At 33.2% G+C, this 13,717-nt stretch carries 16 protein-coding genes; 4 read left to right on the top strand and 12 right to left on the bottom strand.

What is annotated here, in order from left to right; translation table 11 throughout:
• Positions 1-184 precede the first annotated feature (184 nt).
• Genes KO493_RS13740 through KO493_RS13730 form a run of 3 tightly spaced genes read left to right on the top strand, consistent with a single transcriptional unit; the run spans position 185 to position 1,656 of the window.
• Positions 185-529 (top strand): FUSC family protein, encoded by a 345-nt coding sequence (locus KO493_RS13740; protein WP_216068553.1) that lies wholly within the window; start codon positions 185-187, stop codon positions 527-529.
• 47 nt (positions 530-576) lie between these two features.
• On the top strand, positions 577-939 hold the full coding sequence (locus KO493_RS13735) for a CidA/LrgA family protein (protein ID WP_216068552.1): 363 nt from the start codon (positions 577-579) through the stop codon (positions 937-939).
• A 9-nt stretch (positions 940-948) separates the two neighbouring features.
• Entirely contained in the window at positions 949-1,656 is a 708-nt protein-coding gene (locus KO493_RS13730; RefSeq protein ID WP_216068551.1) for an LrgB family protein, read from the top strand.
• Here KO493_RS13730 and KO493_RS13725 read toward each other — a convergent pair whose 3' ends face one another.
• On the bottom strand, positions 1,657-3,246 hold the full coding sequence (locus tag KO493_RS13725) for an aspartate:alanine exchanger family transporter (RefSeq protein WP_216068550.1): 1,590 nt from the start codon (positions 3,244-3,246) through the stop codon (positions 1,657-1,659).
• A gap of 209 nt (positions 3,247-3,455) precedes the next feature.
• On the opposite strand from KO493_RS13725, the gene KO493_RS13720 reads away from it, so the two are divergent.
• On the top strand, positions 3,456-4,466 hold the full coding sequence (locus KO493_RS13720; RefSeq protein ID WP_216068549.1) for a M28 family metallopeptidase: 1,011 nt from the start codon (positions 3,456-3,458) through the stop codon (positions 4,464-4,466).
• Between the two features lie 75 nt (positions 4,467-4,541).
• Here the strand turns inward: KO493_RS13720 and KO493_RS13715 are convergent, their stop codons facing one another.
• Genes KO493_RS13715 through KO493_RS13665 form a run of 11 tightly spaced genes read right to left on the bottom strand, consistent with a single transcriptional unit; the run spans position 4,542 to position 13,663 of the window.
• Positions 4,542-5,837, bottom strand: coding sequence for a cryptochrome/photolyase family protein (locus tag KO493_RS13715; RefSeq protein ID WP_216068548.1), 1,296 nt, complete (start codon positions 5,835-5,837; stop codon positions 4,542-4,544).
• Positions 5,827-6,312, bottom strand: a complete 486-nt coding sequence (locus KO493_RS13710; protein WP_216068547.1) for an SRPBCC family protein — start codon at positions 6,310-6,312, stop codon at positions 5,827-5,829. The genes KO493_RS13715 and KO493_RS13710 overlap by 11 nt, the downstream gene beginning before the upstream one ends.
• Before the next feature lie 33 nt (positions 6,313-6,345).
• Complete coding sequence (locus KO493_RS13705; protein WP_216068546.1) at positions 6,346-6,846, bottom strand: CIA30 family protein; 501 nt, start codon at positions 6,844-6,846, stop codon at positions 6,346-6,348.
• Positions 6,846-8,276 (bottom strand): SDR family oxidoreductase, encoded by a 1,431-nt coding sequence (locus KO493_RS13700; protein WP_216068545.1) that lies wholly within the window; start codon positions 8,274-8,276, stop codon positions 6,846-6,848. Before KO493_RS13700 ends, KO493_RS13705 begins: the two co-directional genes overlap by 1 nt.
• 9 nt (positions 8,277-8,285) lie before the next feature.
• On the bottom strand, positions 8,286-8,759 hold the full coding sequence (locus KO493_RS13695) for a TspO/MBR family protein (protein ID WP_216068544.1): 474 nt from the start codon (positions 8,757-8,759) through the stop codon (positions 8,286-8,288).
• Positions 8,749-9,447 (bottom strand): lycopene cyclase domain-containing protein, encoded by a 699-nt coding sequence (locus KO493_RS13690; protein WP_354667439.1) that lies wholly within the window; start codon positions 9,445-9,447, stop codon positions 8,749-8,751. Before KO493_RS13690 ends, KO493_RS13695 begins: the two co-directional genes overlap by 11 nt.
• Complete coding sequence (locus tag KO493_RS13685) at positions 9,444-9,899, bottom strand: sterol desaturase family protein (RefSeq protein WP_216068543.1); 456 nt, start codon at positions 9,897-9,899, stop codon at positions 9,444-9,446. The genes KO493_RS13690 and KO493_RS13685 overlap by 4 nt, the downstream gene beginning before the upstream one ends.
• Positions 9,896-10,333, bottom strand: coding sequence for a hypothetical protein (locus tag KO493_RS13680; RefSeq protein ID WP_216068542.1), 438 nt, complete (start codon positions 10,331-10,333; stop codon positions 9,896-9,898). Before KO493_RS13680 ends, KO493_RS13685 begins: the two co-directional genes overlap by 4 nt.
• Positions 10,333-11,175 carry a phytoene/squalene synthase family protein gene (locus tag KO493_RS13675; RefSeq protein ID WP_216068541.1) on the bottom strand — a complete coding sequence of 281 codons (843 nt, stop codon included), beginning with the start codon at positions 11,173-11,175 and terminating at the stop codon, positions 10,333-10,335. Before KO493_RS13675 ends, KO493_RS13680 begins: the two co-directional genes overlap by 1 nt.
• The gene (locus KO493_RS13670) at positions 11,159-12,640 is read right to left on the bottom strand and encodes a phytoene desaturase family protein (RefSeq protein ID WP_216068540.1); all 1,482 of its coding nucleotides are present in this window, start codon (positions 12,638-12,640) and stop codon (positions 11,159-11,161) included. Before KO493_RS13670 ends, KO493_RS13675 begins: the two co-directional genes overlap by 17 nt.
• A gap of 51 nt (positions 12,641-12,691) precedes the next feature.
• Positions 12,692-13,663 (bottom strand): fasciclin domain-containing protein, encoded by a 972-nt coding sequence (locus tag KO493_RS13665; protein WP_216068539.1) that lies wholly within the window; start codon positions 13,661-13,663, stop codon positions 12,692-12,694.
• Between the last annotated feature and the right edge of the window lie 54 nt (positions 13,664-13,717).

Here is a 13,717-nt window from a genome sequence, read left to right as displayed (position 1 = left end):
TTTTTTTATGCGTAAATTTATGTGTCATACTTCGTATTTAGATGGTTTAAAAATTAGTGAGATAAAACAAGACATTGTATTTTTGATGCCAATATAGAGCTTGATAGCACACAAAATAAATCGTTTTGAAACCAATTATAGTGAAGTGAGTTTGTTTCAATAATTAAAACTAAAAACAATTCAAATGAAAAAAATATGCACTATTCTTGCATTTATCATGGCTGTTTTAGCTAGTGTATTAGCGGTTTTACCAAGCTCAAACTTTGCTATTTACCCCACTCTAGCAGCACTTATTTTTGGATTTATCGCTTTTTATTTATCTAAAAAGACGGGTGAAGTCAAAAAAATTATTCAATTTTCTATTTTACTTTCATTGTTAGCCTTGGGGCTAAGTACTTACAAGTCTTTTTTTACAGAAACCAAAATGTCTAATACAGAAACACTAAATACCACCGAAACTAAACCCAAAGATGCATCGCATGAGACTTTAGAAAATCAGGATAATGAAGCGTTAGACCTTAAAGATTAGACCCATCATTAAAAAACTAAACAATTTATAATATTCATTTCTATGCTATGAGACAAGTGGTAATCATACTCGGCTGTTTACTTTTTGGAGAAGTTGTTGTTCATCTAACAGGAATAAAGATGCCCTCCAGTATTATCGGCATGTTACTACTTACAGTTTCCTTAGAAATGGGGTGGGTTAAATTAAAATGGGTTAACGGATTAAGTAGCTTTTTAACCAAATATATGGCCTTCTTTTTTGTGCCACCAGGTGTTGCGATTATGTTGTATTTGGATTTAATCCAAGCCTCTTTTTGGCCTATAATTATAGCTTCAACCTTAGGAACCATAATCGTTTTTGCTTGTACAGGATGGACGCATCAATTATTCATGAGACATAAAAACACTTTTAAAAGGAACAAAAATTCTTAATCAATGTGTATGGATGCTATTTTGAATTCTGAAATTTTTATACTCACCCTAACTTTCTTAGCCTATTTTGTCGCTCAGAGTATTCAAAGAAAAACAAAAACTATTTTTCTCAATCCTGTTTTAGTTGCCATCATTCTTATTATTGGATTTCTACTTCTTTTTGATATAGATTTCACAGCTTACCATGAAGGAAGTCGCATGATAGAATTTTTATTAAAACCTGCTATTGTTGCCCTGGGTGTTCCTTTATATCAGCAGTTAGGAAAAATAAAAAAGCAGGCGATTCCAATTATTATTTCACAGTTGGTTGGTTGTATTGCAGGGATTGTTTCTGTAGTATTAATTGCAAAGGCTTTAGGAGCTCCGAAAGAAATCATATTTTCATTAGCCCCAAAATCGGTAACAACACCCATAGCTATGGAAGTTTCTAAAACTTTAGGAGGTATACCTCCCTTAACTGCATCGGTCGTTATTTTATTTGGAATAGTAGGTTCTATTTTCGGTTATGAAATCATGAAGTTAACACGCATTAAAAGCTCCATTTCTCAAGGAATTTCCATGGGAACAGCCGCACACGTACTTGGCGCTTCTAAATCCATGCAAATCAGCGGGAATTTTGGTGCCCTATCCAGTATCGGACTTATTGTTAACGGCATTCTAACCGCCATTTTAGCGCCTTACATTATAGATTTCCTAGATATTTGGATGACGTTTTAATTAAAATATCAATCCTAAAATTTGCGCACAAATAATTAAAAGCACCATGGCAATAGGGTAAACTGTAGCATAAGCAACAGAAGGCGCATCGGTTTTTGTCATCGTATCTACAGCAGCTAATCCCGGAGTACTTGTCATAGACCCCGTTAAAGTTCCTAAAAGTGTTAAGATGTTAATTTTAAAAAACATACGAGCGACAACGGCTGCCAATACCATAGGTATGAAAGTGATTAAACCACCTATTAAAAACAATTTAATACCATATTGCAAATATGTTTCTACTAAGGTAGCTCCTGCTTTTGTTCCAACCACAGCTAAAAACAACATCAAACCAAATTGACGTAATAAATGGTTCGAGTTTCCACTCATAACCCATAGCATACTTCCGGTTTTTCCTATTCTACCTAAAATCATGGCCACAATAAGCACCCCACCTGTTAATCCTAAATTAAAGGTAAATGCATCGCCAAAAGACAAAGAAACACCTCCTACTAGAATACCTATTACTATACCTAAGGCCAAAGGGAAAAAATCGGTATCCGATAATTTACTTTTATTATCACCTATTAATTTCGAAATATGTTTAGAGCTACTTTTCTGACTAGATATCATCAGTTTATCACCAATTTGAAGCTTTAATGAAAGTCGAGGCGATAAATCAATACCACTCCTTCTTACTCTTGTAATGGTAGCATTAAAATTATCCTTAAGGTTTAATTCCCCTAGGGTCTTATTAACTAACTCTGTTTTGGTAACTAAATATGATTGCACAATATATTCTTCCCCAAACGAAATTTCAACATCAGATTTAGGGCCAATTAATAACTCTACTCGTTTTAGAGCTTCTTCCGTGCCTACGACTCTGATATAATCACCCTTATGTAGAATGGTATCTTTTTGAGGCACGAAAGCCGAATTTTTATGTTTCACTCTCGAAACAACACCTTTGGTCATCGTACCAATTTGTAGGTCTTCAATCGTTCTACCAATAACGCTTTCATGTTCAACTAAAAAATTACATCGTGTAATTACTTCAAAATGACCATGGGCTTTTTCTTCATAATCCTCTTCTTCTTTAACAAGATTTATTCTGAATATTTTAGGATACAATTTCACAAACAAAATAACACCTATTACTCCAAAAGGATAAGCAATACCATAACCAATAGAGGCTAATGGTGATTGGGTGACATCAATAGCAGTTGCTAAACCAGGTGTACTCGTTAAAGCACCGGCCATTAAGCCTATAGCAATAGATTTATCGATACCCATAAACTCTATAGCTAGAAAAGTAATTACGGCAGCAGAAACAACAACCAAAGCAGCAATAGTAACTAAGTTTTTACCATTTTCCTTAAAAGAATCGAAAAACCCAGGCCCTGCTTGTAATCCTATTGTATATATGAATAAAATTAATCCGATTTTTTGTAAAATATCAGGAAGCTCAACACCAAAATGACCAAAAAGCAACGCCACGAAAATTATAGCAGAAACATCTAACGATATGCCTTTAATTTTAATGTTTCCTATAATAAATCCGATACAGATAATTAAAAATAAGGCTAGATACGTCGCGTTTAAAAACTCCATTAATTATAATTTTTATTCAAGTTACAAATGTAATTTATAAAAAAGTTATGGATACTGATATTTGTCACTCTATCTTTTTTTCTCAAAATGATAATAATTTAAAGAACAGTGCAGAATATTATTCATTAGAACTGTTAAAATAAGTTGAAATAGAATTTCAATAAATTCATTTTTGTAATATAGCTTCACAATTTTAAATTCGATACCCTTTGAAAAATTTATTGACACTTATTTGCATCTCACTTTTATTCACGTCGTGTAACGGAAAATCTCAGAACAAAACAGAAACCACAAGTAATTCGGCCGAAACTTATGCTGAAAAAATTACAGCGAAAAACCTTAAAAAGAACCTTTATATTTATGCTTCTGATGAATTTGAAGGACGCGGAACTGGAGAACCTGGACAAAAGAAAGCCGTAGAATTTTTAAAAGATTTTTACGTAGCTAACAACATCCCTTCCCCTATTGCTGAAGGTAATTATTTTCAAAAAGTTCCAGCTTCCTTTCTTCCTTCTGGAACTAAAGATTCTGAAAATGTGTTGGCCTATATCAAAGGATCTGAAAAGCCAGATGAAATTTTGGTCATTTCGGCACACTTAGATCATATTGGAGTCTCTTCAAACGGCGATATTAATAACGGTGCTGATGATGATGGCTCTGGAACTGTTGCCATTTTAGAAATAGCCAAAGCTTTTAAAGCAGCTGAATTAGACGGCAAAGGTCCAAAACGTTCTATATTATTTTTACACGTAACTGCTGAAGAAATTGGTTTACAAGGGTCTAAATATTATACCGATGTCGAACCTATTTTTCCTTTAGAAAATACCGTAACCGATTTAAACATTGATATGATTGGTCGTGTTGATGATAAACATGAAGGTGGTGATAACTACTTATACCTTATTGGATCGGACAAGCTGAGTCAAGAATTACATGATGTTTCTGAAGCTGTAAATAAAAAATACGTGAATTTAGATTTAGATTACACCTATAATGATGAAAACGACCCAAACCGTTTTTACTACCGTTCAGATCACTACAACTTTGCGAAACATAACATTCCTGTGATTTTCTATTTTAACGGAACACATGATGATTACCACAAACCAAGTGATACGCCAGATAAAATTAATTATGAGTTTTTAGAAACCCGTACGCGTTTAGTGTTTTATACAGCTTGGGAACTTGCTAATCGAGAGAATCCCGTGAAATTAGACTAATATCTATTCAATTATAAAACTTAAAAAGCTGTTTAGAAAGTATTACTTTTTAAACAGCTTTTTTATGGAATAAAACTAACTATTAAGAGCGTCACGATACACCTTTAAACACCTTTCTCGTGCTTCCTTGTGATCTATTATTGGTAAGGGATAAGTTAACTCTTGAAATTCTGGAACCCATTTTTTTATGTATTCTAGGTTTTTATCAAATTTTTGAATTTGAGTGGTCGGGTTAAATATTCTGAAATATGGAGCAGCATCACATCCAGTTCCTGCAGCCCATTGCCAGTTCCCATTATTGGAAGCTAACTCAAAATCTAATAATTTTTCTGCAAAGTAGGCTTCACCCCACCGCCAATCAATTAATAAATGTTTACAGAGAAATCCTGCTGTAATCATACGTACCCTATTGTGCATGTATCCGGTTTCATTCAATTCGCGCATACCAGCATCAACTAATGGGTAACCTGTTTGCCCATTACACCATTTTTTAAAATCTACCTCATGATTTCTCCAAACAACAGCATCATATTTTTGTTTAAAATTTTGGGTAACAACTTTAGGAAAATGAAATAATATTTGCATAAAAAATTCCCGCCAAATAAGTTCGCTTAAAAAAACGGCATTGGTATTTAAAGCATGGGTTACAATAGCTCGAATACTCACTAACCCAAACCGCAAGTAAGGCGATAAATTAGAAGTTTTATCTAAGGCTGGATAATCTCTAACGGTATCATATTCATTTAAATCATCAAGATTATATGCTTTTACTTTAATAGAACTTTCAGAAAAACCAAAACTTTCAAGTGCTGGGAAATTTATATCTAGTTTTAAAAAATTGTACTCCGAAGTTTTACAATCATATGTTTTAGTATGCTTTTTAGCATCAAATTGTTTTAACCACAGATTTTTATAAGGTGTATAAACCGTATAAGGTGTTTGGTCTGCTTTTAATACTTCATCCCCTTCAAAAATTACTTGATCTTTATAAGCATGCATTTCTATGTCGTGGGACTTAAGCAAAGACTTCACACCCTCATCTCTTTTTAAGGCATAAGGTTCATAGTCTTTATTAAAAAAGACTTCCGCAATATTATAATCTGAAATCAGTTCCCCCCAAACCTCCAAAGGCTTCCCTTTTAGAACTTGAAGCGAACGACCAATAGCTTTAAGCCGATCATCTATGTCTTTTAAACTATCATGTATAAATGTAATTCGAGCGTCTTGTTTAGGTAAAGTACTTATGATTTCTTCATCAAAAATAAAAATTGGTAATACTTTATACCCAGAATTTAAAGCATGATGAAGCCCTACGTTATCTTCCAAACGTAAATCACGGCGAAACCAAAAAACAGCTATTTTATTTTCCATTGAATCGTGCTTCTAAGATGCTATATCTATAATTGAAAATAGTTTTTAATTCATTTTTCACATACACACGATGCGCTAAGCGCCCTAAAAAACCAAAAGGTAATTTATAAGACACCTTATCTCGCATGAGCGTTTTCCCGTAAGAAACTTTTTCAAAAAAATGTTCATGATGCCACATTTTGTAAGGACCAAAGCGTTGTTCATCTATAAAAAATTCATGCCTTTTCACTTCGGTTATTTCAGTAACCCAACTTTGTAGAACCCCAGGAAAAACACCTATATTATAGGTTATTATTTGTCCGGGATAAGCTGTTTTATCTACTTCTGAAGTGATTTCAAAACCCATTTTTGGAGGCGTAATTTTGGCCAAATTTTTCGGATCACTAAAAAATGCCCAAGCTTCTTCTAACGAAATATTTAAAGTTTGTTCTGTATAAAGCGTGTATATTCCTGAATGTTTTTTGAATAGCATCATATTAACTTCACTTGAGTTTTATAACTGATATAATTATTTCAATAAAATTTTATCGATAACTAAATTGAACGATTCATCTTTTTTGTTCCCAATAAAAAAAGCTATTTCCTTTATGGAATCTGCCGAAAAATTATCCAATTTCAATGTATTACCGCGATAGGATGGATAAAAATCTTTTAGAAGAAGTTCTACTTTCTGTTCGCCTTTTTTAGCTTCAAAAGACTGTATATACCAATAAAACTGAGAACTTGTAGATTTTATTCTAAACTGGTAGGTTTTACCATCACCAATTAGATGTAACTCTATTTTTTTATGATGCGCTGTGATGTTTATTTTTACAGGCAAACGTGTCATTGTAAACCCACCATTATTTTCCAGCGATACATTACCGGAAAATACACCATGACCATTTTCATCAACTAACATGCTAGAATTAGAAACACCACCCATAACAGTATCACTGATTTGATACCATTTGTTTGGGTTTACATGTATGTTAAAATTAAAAATTTCGATATCCTTATTTTTACTCATTATCCTGTTTTTCTAGTGGCCACTAATTCATCAATCATTCCTTTAAACACAAAAGCATGAAAAGGTAGTACGGCGTACCAATACATTCTTCCTAAAAGCCCTTTTGGTCTGAAAACGGCCCGCTGATGCAAGATTCCTTCAATAATTTCAAACTCTAACCAAGCTTCTCCAGGTAGTTTCATTTCAGCAAAAAGCAATAGTCTTTTCTGTTCTTTATCTGCCAATAAAACCCGCCAAAAATCTAAAGCATCCCCAGCTCTTAAGTCTGAATCATCCCTCCTACCTCTTCGCAAACCAACACCTCCAAATATTTGATCTATAAATCCTCTAAGCTTCCATAAGCCGTTGAGTTTATACCATCCATTTTTACCGCCAATGGACCATATTTTAAGCATAGTCTTTTCTTCATTTTTAATCTTTCTAGAACGTACATCTTTAAAACAACCAAATTGCGGTATTTGAACATGCTCACTCAACTGATTATGAATAACGCCACTACTAATGGCGTCTTTCCAACTAGACACCACTGTATTTTGCTCTATAATTTGAAACGCCAATGCAACGGAAGTTTTATAATCTATAGGATTTACACCTATAATGGCATTGATATTATTGGGTTTAGCAATCACTTCAACCTTCATACTATCAACTAAGGCTTGTGCTAGCTTAAATGACGTTGATGTCACAAAATACAGCCAATAGGAAGACAGTTTTGGAGTTAGCACCGGTAAGGTCATGATGTAACGTTTAAAACCTCTAACTTCAGCAAATTGAAGTAACATCTCCTTGTAGGTTAGAATTTCAGGACCACAAATATCAAATGATTTACCATACGTTTTTTCATGGCCTAATGCCTTTTCTAAAAAACTTAAAACATCACGAATGGCAATGGGTTGTGTTTTTGTATTTAACCATTTAGGTGTAACCATTACTGGTAGTTTTTCAACCAGGTCTCTAATAATTTCAAAAGAGGCACTCCCACTTCCTACAATGATTCCTGCTCTAAAGGTTGTTAGGTTATAATGCTTCGAACGCAGTGTTTCTTCAACCTGAAGCCTTGATTTTAAATGCTTAGATAAAACATCGCCATTTACGATCCCACTTAAATAAAGTACCTGCTTACATGAGGTGCGTTCAATAAGACTTTTAAAGTTTTCAGCGCAGGTTTTTTCTAGATCTTCAAAATCAGAACCGCTTGTTGCCATAGAATGAATGAGATAATATGCGGCATCTAAGTCTTCAGGAAATTTGACTTCTGAAGGCTTTAAGAAATCAATTTTTAAAAATTCAACTGAAGGATGTTTATTAAATTCTGAAGGTGTTCTATTTAAATCTCGCACACAACAAACTAACGTATGGTTATTTTCTAGCAAAATCGGTATTAACCGCTTTGCTATATACCCAGTAGTTCCTGTAACGAGAATTTTCATGTGAATGATTTAATTATTAAACAATATATAGGCATTCAAACTGGTAGCGATGCTCATCCAAATTAAATAAGGTAGAATTAATAGTGTATACCAATTTAGTTTTTTAATGAATTTGAAGGTAAAATATCCAATTAGTAACCAGAGCAAAGTAATAACCATCAATCCAATGAAAACCTCCTGTTTATTGAAGAATATATAATTCCAACTCACATTTAATACCCATTGCAAACTATATATTGATACTAGATATTTATTTAATAGCTGAAATTGAAAGCTCAACCTTGTCATATAAAACGAAAAGAGAAACATAATCGTAAACCATGCAGCACCAAAAGCCCAATTAGGAGGCGTCCATGGTGCTTGATTAAGCGAAGTGTACCACTCGGATTGCGGACCATTATCCATCAAAATAACGCCAACACCTAAGGCTAAAAAATTAGCAGCTATAAAGATTATAAATCGTATGTATTTGTTATTTATCATAGTATTTTCTTATAAAAAAATTAAAAATTAATTGCACAGAAAACAACATATTAAAAGCGTAAAAAACATCTTCAAAAGGAATCGTAAACAAACGAAATCCTAGATTTTCAGAATCATCATACCAAACAACAGGTGATTCAATAAAACTACCTGTAAGCACCCCGTTCACTAAAAAAAATGGCACTAAAATTATTGCAAACACTGGCAAATAGGACCTTAAGGTTTCTAGGTGATATTTTAGTCCGTATAAAGTTAAAATGATAAAAAACATGAAGTTAACGGTAGTGTACCATTTTCCGAAATTGAAAATCAGCAAAGTCCCAGTTAGAATTAATAACTGCAAACCAACTAGTATCGTTGCCGCTTTTGATAATTTAAAGGTGGGAAAATAATACCGAATCACTTCATAAGTAAACAAACAAGCATAAGGAATACAAAAGAAAAACAAGCATTCTTCAAAGGGCATGTTAAAAATCAAATAAGACAAGTGGTAATCTGGATTAAAACCCCAAATCCCCATTTTTGTAAATAAGGCATCCCAAATTAAAAAAGGAACAGCTACAATCAGTATACTAAAACATGCTGCTTTAAAATACTGAATGAAATGAAATTTTTTCTCAAAAATACTATAAAGCAGAGGGATGCTTAAGCTTCCTAAATTTAGAATTAAATACAAGTATATATTCACTGTGATTTCTTAAAATATTTAAAAGGCACGAACAACATACCAAAACATTCACCATCGGGTTTATCCAAATGTTTATGGTGTATTCTATGTGCTTTTCTTAAACCTTTTAGGTATTGATTTTTTGTGTTTTTAAACCAATTAAACCGCTTATGAATCAAGACATCATGAATTAAAAAATAAGCGACTCCGTAACAGAAAATCCCTAATCCGATAAAGAAAAGGACGTTTAATTCTGGTCTAATTCCGAAGTAAAACAATAGTATACTTGGAATCGCAAAAACAACAAAAAAGGCATCATTTTTCTCGAAAGCATGCGGATAACCTGGTTGATGATGATCTTCATGCAAAAACCAACCAAAACCATGCATGACATATTTATGCGTACACCAAGTCACACCTTCCATAACAACGAAGGTTAATAATGTAATTCCTAAAAAAACAAATCCGTTCATATTGACGTGTTTTTTGTGATGTAAGGATCAAGATAATCGGTATTATCTTGAAGTTTCATCATTTTAATTAAATAGGCTTTATCATTTTCAATGTCGGAACTATAATTTAAAATTACCGGTACATTTTCTTGAATTACTAATCGAACATATCTTAAATGTACATTTTCCGAATGTTCAGAAATGAGCTTTTCTAATTGATTTTTATACGTACTAAAAACTTTCATTTTATTCCAAGGCATCAACTCATATTTTGCTTGCTTCATTTTAAATGAAATCACATATGCTTGAATATCAATATTGCTGCTACTTTCATACTTAGCAATAAATTGCTGCTCTTTTACTTTAGTTAAAGCCGAATGATATTCTTCAATAAAATCTGGCTCATTCATATTTGGTACAAGCATCATAAATATATGGAAAAGAAACAAAGTCATTAAATGATATTTAATTTATACTTCACGTAACTTCTTGCTAACAAATTTATTTTCATCGTATTAGAAACCCTAATTCGAGTTTCCATAATCTCAGAAAAAGATACGTTTTTTAATTTTTTTAGTAATCTCAAATAATAACGATAAGCCATATAAACTCCAAATTTAGCTTCAACAGGAAGTTTTAAAACCCCGTTTTGGAAAGCAAAATCAAAATCTTCCTCAATTTCTTTAATAATTGACTCTTTAGAGCTATCGTCTAAGGATGAAAAATTTATGTTCGGAAAATATGAGCGATTTAAAACTTCATAGTCATCTTTTAAATCACGTAAAAAATTCACTTTTTGAAAGGCAGACCCCAAGCGCATGGCAGCAAATTTAAGCGCATCGTATTTTTCTTGGTCACCATTCACAAAAACCTTTAAACACATAAGTCCTACAACGTCTGCAGAACCGTAAATATAAGCCTTGTACTCATCATCAGAAACATATCTGGTTTTATACAAATCTGCTTTCATGCTCTTTAAAAAAGCCCTTACCAAATCATCTGGAATATCATATTTATTAACCGTATGAATAAATGAATTTATAATCGGGTTAAGACTGATGCCTCTAGATTTTGACTCATAATATTCGTTCTCAAACTCTAAAAATAATTGCTCTTTGTTGTAATCGTGAAAGGAGTCTACTATTTCATCTGCAAAGCGAACGAAACCATAAATATTATAGATGTCTGCACGTATTTTAGGCGCCAACATTCTAGTGGCTAAAGTAAACGATGTACTGTATTTCTGGGTGACTAACTTACTGCACGAGTAAGAAACATCATCAAATAATTGTTTCATTCTTGTAAGTTTTTAAAATTGAATCTGAGGCTATTTTACCCGAAATTAATGATGGAGGAACCCCGGGTCCAGGAACCGTTAGTTGACCTGTAAAAAATAAGCCTGTCACTTTTTTACTTTTAATTTTTGGTCTTAAAAAAGCTGTTTGTGTTAGAATATTTGCCAATCCGTAGGCATTACCTTTATATGAATTATAGTCTTTTATAAAATCGTTTACACAGAAACTTTCTTTAAACAGAATATGCGCTTCAACCTTTTGATTGGTAAGTTTCTCTAACCTATCTATAATGAGTTTAAAATAATGCTCACGTATTTTAGGCGTGTCCTTTATACCAGGAGCCAACGGAATTAGAAAAGTTGCAGCTTCCTGATTTTCTGGAGCAAAACTAGCATCTGTAATAGAGGGAAAACTAGCATAAAATAATGGCTTTTCTGGCCAGCTTGGATTATCATAAATTGTTTTAGCATGCGCATCAAAATCGGTATCGAAAAAAAGTGTATGATGACTTACCTGATCCAGTTTTTTATCAAAGCCCACATAAAACAATAGCGAGGATGGCGCAAAGACTTTATTATCCCAGTATTTTTCTGTGTATTGCCTAAATGATTCGGGTAACAAGGTTTCTGTATGATGGTAATCGGCACCACTTAAAACCATTTTCGTTTCGATTAACTCATCATTTACCACAAGTCCATTTACCTGGCCTTCAGTATTTACTTTAATTTCCTGAACATTGGCTTCTGTTCTAAATTCAACACCTAGCGATGTTGCTAAGTCAACCATGGCCTCAATAACTTTATACATACCGCCTTTAGGATGCCAAGTTCCTAATCCGAAATCTGCATAATTCATAAAATTGTAAAAAGCAGGGGTGTTACTTGGCTTAGCTCCTAGAAATAACACAGGGAATTCCAAGATTTGAATGAGTTTTTTACTCTTAATATGTTTTCTAACTTGCTTTCTTATGGTTGAAAAAAACTGAGTAATTTTACCTATCGTTACTGGAGTCACCAATTCTAAAGGCGAAGCACCCGGTTTATAAACCAAATCATTTATAGACACATCGTAATTATAAGCGGCAGATTTAAGAAAAGCCTTCAGATGTTTTGAACTGCCTTTTTCTTCTTCTTCAAAAACCTTATAAATAGCTTCTAGATTTCCTGGAATCGTAATAGAATCGGCTTTATCAAAATAGACTTGATAGGCAGGTGTTAATTTTTCTAACTCATAAAAATCTGAAGGCTTTTTACCAAAATCTGCAAAGAATTTCTCAAAAACATCTGGCATCCAATACCAAGTTGGGCCAATATCGAAAGTAAATCCGTTTTTTAACAATTGCCTCGCTCGACCTCCTATTGTTTTATTTTTTTCCAAAACAATCACTTGATACCCAGCTTGTGCAAGATAACATGAGGCTGATAAGGCTGAAAAACCCGAACCAATGATGTAGATGCTTTTTTTCAATATTTTTTTCTTTAATTAAATGTTCTACTTAAATAAACGCTCTCTTAATTATTATGGTAAAAGCACCATATTTACCGCATGAATAACACCATTTGTTCCTTGCACATCGCTAGTAGCCTCACCAACAATAATATCAACTGTTTGACTACTTGATGTCATGATTTGAGCACCACTAGATAAATCAATAGTAATCATACCTCCACTTAGCATTGTGATATCTCCGTTAGACAATTGATCTGATTGAACATTAGCCCCATTCACTACATGATATTTTAAAACAGCGTCTAAAGTTGCTATAGGAATATCTCCTAATCCACTCCATGCAGGGTTTGAATCTAATAAGGCCTGAAAAGCATCATTTGTTGGTGCAAAAACTGTAAATGGCCCGTTTCCAGACAGTACAGACACAAAATCTGTAGTATGTCTACTGTCGGTTAATGCAGCCACTAATGTTGAAAATACAGCATTGTTTAATGCTAAAGATACAATATTAGGTGGAAGCATCACTTTATCAATGGTATGTATCACGCCGTTAGACGCCATAATATCAGTTGTTAAAGGTTTAGCATCTCCATTAAACTCAACTGCTCCAGATGTTTCTACTTGTAATGATAAAGCTTCGTCATTCGGTCCCATAGCCATGGTATTCACATAAGTGTTCGATAAATCGGAAGCCATAACTTTAGCATTCAATACATGAAATAGTAACACAGATTTTAAGGTAGCTACAGGAATATCTTCTAGGCCATCCCAATCTGGATTAGAATCTAATAATTCAATAAAGGCGGTATTATTAGGCGCAAACACGGTAAAAGGTCCGTCGCCATTTAATGCATCAACTAAATCTGCACGCTCTAAGGCTGCAACTAAAATACTTAAATCTGGTGTTGCTACAGCGATATCCACTATGGTTTTAGGCATAGGTTCTTCATTGCCATCGTCATCACTACTACATGATGTTAAAAAGCTAAAGCTTAATAATAAGCACATTGCAATTGCGGGAATCTGGTTTTTAATTAACATGGTTTTTATTTTTTAATTAAGACCTACTCTATTTTTTATAGTCCATTTTGGGTA

This window comes from Pseudotamlana agarivorans, assembly GCF_018860245.1.
GTDB lineage: Bacteria > Bacteroidota > Bacteroidia > Flavobacteriales > Flavobacteriaceae > Pseudotamlana > Pseudotamlana agarivorans_A.
This window is presented reverse-complemented; position numbering and strand designations above follow the sequence as displayed.

What these genes read in the sequence shown, in the direction of transcription:
- KO493_RS13705 (WP_216068546.1), bottom strand. Translation starts at nt 6,846, where the DNA reads ATGAGTAAAAATAAGGATATCGAAATTTTTAATTTTAACATACATGTA.
- KO493_RS13675 (WP_216068541.1), bottom strand. Translation starts at nt 11,175, where the DNA reads ATGAAACAATTATTTGATGATGTTTCTTACTCGTGCAGTAAGTTAGTC.
- KO493_RS13735 (WP_216068552.1), top strand. Translation starts at nt 577, where the DNA reads ATGAGACAAGTGGTAATCATACTCGGCTGTTTACTTTTTGGAGAAGTT.
- KO493_RS13695 (WP_216068544.1), bottom strand. Translation starts at nt 8,759, where the DNA reads ATGATAAATAACAAATACATACGATTTATAATCTTTATAGCTGCTAAT.
- KO493_RS13710 (WP_216068547.1), bottom strand. Translation starts at nt 6,312, where the DNA reads ATGATGCTATTCAAAAAACATTCAGGAATATACACGCTTTATACAGAA.
- KO493_RS13715 (WP_216068548.1), bottom strand. Translation starts at nt 5,837, where the DNA reads ATGGAAAATAAAATAGCTGTTTTTTGGTTTCGCCGTGATTTACGTTTG.
- KO493_RS13665 (WP_216068539.1), bottom strand. Translation starts at nt 13,663, where the DNA reads ATGTTAATTAAAAACCAGATTCCCGCAATTGCAATGTGCTTATTATTA.
- KO493_RS13740 (WP_216068553.1), top strand. Translation starts at nt 185, where the DNA reads ATGAAAAAAATATGCACTATTCTTGCATTTATCATGGCTGTTTTAGCT.
- KO493_RS13700 (WP_216068545.1), bottom strand. Translation starts at nt 8,276, where the DNA reads ATGAAAATTCTCGTTACAGGAACTACTGGGTATATAGCAAAGCGGTTA.
- KO493_RS13730 (WP_216068551.1), top strand. Translation starts at nt 949, where the DNA reads ATGGATGCTATTTTGAATTCTGAAATTTTTATACTCACCCTAACTTTC.
- KO493_RS13725 (WP_216068550.1), bottom strand. Translation starts at nt 3,246, where the DNA reads ATGGAGTTTTTAAACGCGACGTATCTAGCCTTATTTTTAATTATCTGT.
- KO493_RS13680 (WP_216068542.1), bottom strand. Translation starts at nt 10,333, where the DNA reads ATGACTTTGTTTCTTTTCCATATATTTATGATGCTTGTACCAAATATG.
- KO493_RS13685 (WP_216068543.1), bottom strand. Translation starts at nt 9,899, where the DNA reads ATGAACGGATTTGTTTTTTTAGGAATTACATTATTAACCTTCGTTGTT.